The 3348-nt window shown below is 51.2% G+C and carries 4 protein-coding genes; all 4 read left to right on the top strand.

What is annotated here, in order from left to right; genetic code table 11:
- The first annotated feature begins 238 nt into the window (after positions 1-238).
- The 4 genes from B5G33_RS20760 to B5G33_RS20745 are packed head-to-tail and all read left to right on the top strand — an operon-like array spanning position 239 to position 3194.
- A complete protein-coding gene (locus B5G33_RS20760; RefSeq protein WP_087418970.1) occupies positions 239-760 on the top strand; it encodes a DUF6431 domain-containing protein in 522 nt (173 codons plus the stop codon).
- Between the two features lie 60 nt (positions 761-820).
- Positions 821-2065, top strand: coding sequence for a DDE-type integrase/transposase/recombinase (locus tag B5G33_RS20755; protein ID WP_087418969.1), 1245 nt, complete (start codon positions 821-823; stop codon positions 2063-2065).
- Positions 2066-2869: an ExeA family protein gene (locus B5G33_RS20750; RefSeq protein WP_087418968.1), complete on the top strand. Its 804-nt coding sequence runs from the start codon at positions 2066-2068 to the stop codon at positions 2867-2869.
- Positions 2870-2879: 10 nt separating this feature from the next.
- Complete coding sequence (locus B5G33_RS20745) at positions 2880-3194, top strand: hypothetical protein (protein WP_087418967.1); 315 nt, start codon at positions 2880-2882, stop codon at positions 3192-3194.
- Positions 3195-3348 lie beyond the last annotated feature (154 nt).

The raw sequence follows: 3348 nt of genomic DNA, 5'->3' as shown, positions 1-3348 counted from the left end.
TGTTATCCGGCGCTTTCTACCAACCTTTTTTATCCCAAATCCAGCAAAATAAACGAACCCCCAGGGTAAAAGATTCTGACGGATTTTCCCGCACTTTCTTTTATCCTGGGGGGTTTTATGCTATGATAGGTTTCTGTAACCATAAAACGGAAGCAGAACCCTCCCCGACCAAAGTTCGGTTTCTGCTTCCTTCCACCACATGGAAGCTGGCGCTTCTATGCCTCCATGCTCATTCCTTATGATAACAGTTGAAACAGAAAACTACAACCTTATTTCCCAGGATTTTTATGATAAAACCGTTCTTTCCCTTGACCTGTCCCTCATCCCCTGTTCCTGCGGCCACGCCGGATGCCTCATCTGGCATGGCAGTTATACCCGGAAAATCATCCTTGAGGACTGCGTCCTTTCCCTGCGTATCGCAAGGGTCCGCTGCCGGAACTGCGGATGTACCCATGCCCTCCTTCTTTCTTCCATCGTCCCTTACTCACAGATCCCCCTCACCATCCATGTTTCGGTTGCACGGTGCTGTGAAAATGGGGATCCTCTCTGTTCTGTACTCAGCAGACAGACCCTCCTTGACGAAAACCATATCTCGTCCCTGGCCCGTTCTTACCGCAGACACTGGCGGGAACGGCTCAGGGCCCTCCCTGCCTGCAACGCTTCCCTCGGGGATCTGGTAAGGGTCTGCTTCGCAGTATTCTCCCGGCAGTTCATGCAGATTAAAACAACCCGGAATAAACTTTTTCTGCTTCCAACATAACCTTACTGGAAGTTCCCTGTTCCCAGCCTTATCCTTATAGAAAAAAGGAGGCTTTACACGATGAAACAGGAACAGAAACAGGAAATCGCACTGATGCGTTACAGCGCTATCGCCCCGCTGGTGGCCGGCCTGGACGAATCTTACAAAAATCAGACTGCTTTTTTTGAATCCGTATCCGCAAAAGGGATCCCCGGGCCCGATGGCAGGCTCCGCCATTTTGCACCTTCCACCATTGAACGGTGGTATTCAGACTATAATAAATACGGTTTTGATGCCCTCCTCCCAAAAGGGCGCTCCGATGCTGGCATGAGCCGTAAGCTCGACCCGGATCTCCAGGATCAGATCCGTTATCTGAAAACCAACTATCCCCGTATGTCTGCTGCGGCCATCTTCCGGCAGCTTTCTGATAATGGATCCATCACCCACGGACAGGTATCCGAATCCACCGTCTGCCGCTTCGTGGGACAGATACAGGCCCAACTGAAAGCCACTCCAAACCGCGATATGCGGCGTTATGAACGCCCGCACATCAATGAGGTCTGGTGCGGGGACAGTAGCTTCGGCCCGAAGCTTACGGACAGGGACGGGCGTAAACGCCGGGTTTATATCATCGCCCTGCTCGATGATGCCAGCCGCATGGTTACCGGTATTGATATTTTTTACCATGACAACTTTGTGAACCTCATGTCCGTACTGAAATCCGCTGTTGCCAAGTATGGCAGACCCAAGATCCTTAACTTCGATAATGGGAAATCTTACCGGAATAAACAGATGGAGCTGCTTGCCGCCAGGATCGGAACCACCTTAAGCTACTGCCAGCCCTATACCCCTACAGGAAAAGCCAAGATTGAGCGCTGGTTCCGTACCATGAAGGACCAGTGGATGGCCGGGCTTGATATGCGCCAGTTCCATTCCCTGGATGAACTCAGGGGAAGCCTTTTTGCATTTGTCCACCGGTATAACCTTACCGTGCATTCCTCCCTCCATGGGAAAAGCCCCCAGGACCGGTTCTTTTCTGAACCGGAGCAGATCCGGCGGATACCGGATGATGAGATCGACAGGATTTTCCTGCTGGAGATCGACAGGCGCGTCTCCCCCGACTGCGTCATCACCATTGACCAGGTGGAATACGAAGTCGATTACCGGTTCGCCAGGCAGCGCATCCGCCTGCGTTATTCCCATGATATGGAACAGATCTTTGTTGTGGAGCCGGATGGGTCCCTGACACCCATACGCCTGCTCAATAAACACGAAAACGCTGTCATCAAGCGCGAAAAGACACGCTTATGCAAAGGAGATGAATAAATGGACTACACTTCCCGGTATGGGCTTGAATTCAACCCATTCCTCAAAAACTCAAAAGATATCCTTGTGGAAACACAGGAATTTAAGGAACTCCGTTTCCGTCTGGACTACCTTCTTTCCACCCGTGGCTTCGGACTGCTCACCGGCAGCCCCGGAAGGGGAAAAACAACCGCCATCCGCAGCTGGGCCGGTAACCTGAACCCTTCCCTTTATAAAGTGGTGTATTCCAGCCTGTCCACCCTCACTGTCATGGAATTCTACCGGAACCTGGCCATGGAGCTGGGCATACAGCCCGCCCACCGGAAAGCAGAAAACTTCCGCTACATCCAAGACGAGATCAACCGCCTTGTCCTGGAAAAGCGCATCACTCCCGTCATCATCATTGATGAGGCCAACTATATTTCCGGGTCCATCCTCAATGACCTGAAAATCCTTTTTAACTTTGAGATGGATTCCCGCGACAGAGTCGTTGTCCTCCTTGCGGGGCTGCCGCAGTTAAACAATACCCTCCGGCTTGGAATCCATGAACCGCTGCGGCAGAGGATCGTCATGAATTATGACCTGGACGGTCTCTCCAAGGAAGAAGGGAAGCAGTACATCCAGGCAAAACTGGAAGGTGCCGGGTGTCATCAGCCAGTCTTTGCTGAAAATGCTGTGGAAGCGATCCTGAACGCTGCAAACGGAACACCACGCATGATCAATAAGCTGTGTGATAAAAGCCTTTTGGTCGCCAACAGCAATTCACTGAATATCATTACTGCAGATGCTGTCATGCAGGCAATCAATGACTGCGAACTGGGATAGGAGGATCACCATGGGACATACTTTACAATGCCAGCATACTTACCCTGACGGGGAAAAGGCTTCCTGGAGGGTACGATGGGAGATTCTTGATCCGTCCAAAGACAGTTGCGAACTCCTGGTCCATGGCCGTGGTTCGGAATACCGGATCATCCTCGGGCAATGTTCGACGGGAAGATATCTTTGTATCCCATTGCTGGATATCGGATGCGGTCTGGCAGAGCCTTGGGACCTGCGGTGGAATACGGCTCAAATCGCATCTGTTTTAAATGAAACCGACGCGGTTACGATCGCCGCAGCCATTTATGACCACAGCCGACACGGATAAGCCTGGATCCCCGCAGATTATTTGCGGGGATCTTTTCCATCGTAAACAAAGTGAGTGATAGGCCGCAAATAAAATGAGCCGGCTCAAGCTAACCCCACTTAAAAGGACGCAGATAATCTGCTGATTTTAGTATCATTTAATTTGCTGAATGACA

The organism is Blautia sp. An81, from assembly GCF_002161285.1.
Classification (GTDB): Bacteria; Bacillota; Clostridia; order Lachnospirales; family Lachnospiraceae; genus Blautia; species Blautia ornithocaccae.
Note: the sequence above shows the minus strand (reverse complement) of the source record. Positions and strands in the feature narration are given on the sequence as shown.

Bases quoted from the DNA above. Each gene is read 5' to 3' on its own strand.
- B5G33_RS20760 (WP_087418970.1), top strand. From the start codon at position 239: ATGATAACAGTTGAAACAGAAAACTACAACCTTATTTCCCAGGATTTT.
- B5G33_RS20755 (WP_087418969.1), top strand. From the start codon at position 821: ATGAAACAGGAACAGAAACAGGAAATCGCACTGATGCGTTACAGCGCT.
- B5G33_RS20750 (WP_087418968.1), top strand. From the start codon at position 2,066: ATGGACTACACTTCCCGGTATGGGCTTGAATTCAACCCATTCCTCAAA.
- B5G33_RS20745 (WP_087418967.1), top strand. From the start codon at position 2,880: ATGGGACATACTTTACAATGCCAGCATACTTACCCTGACGGGGAAAAG.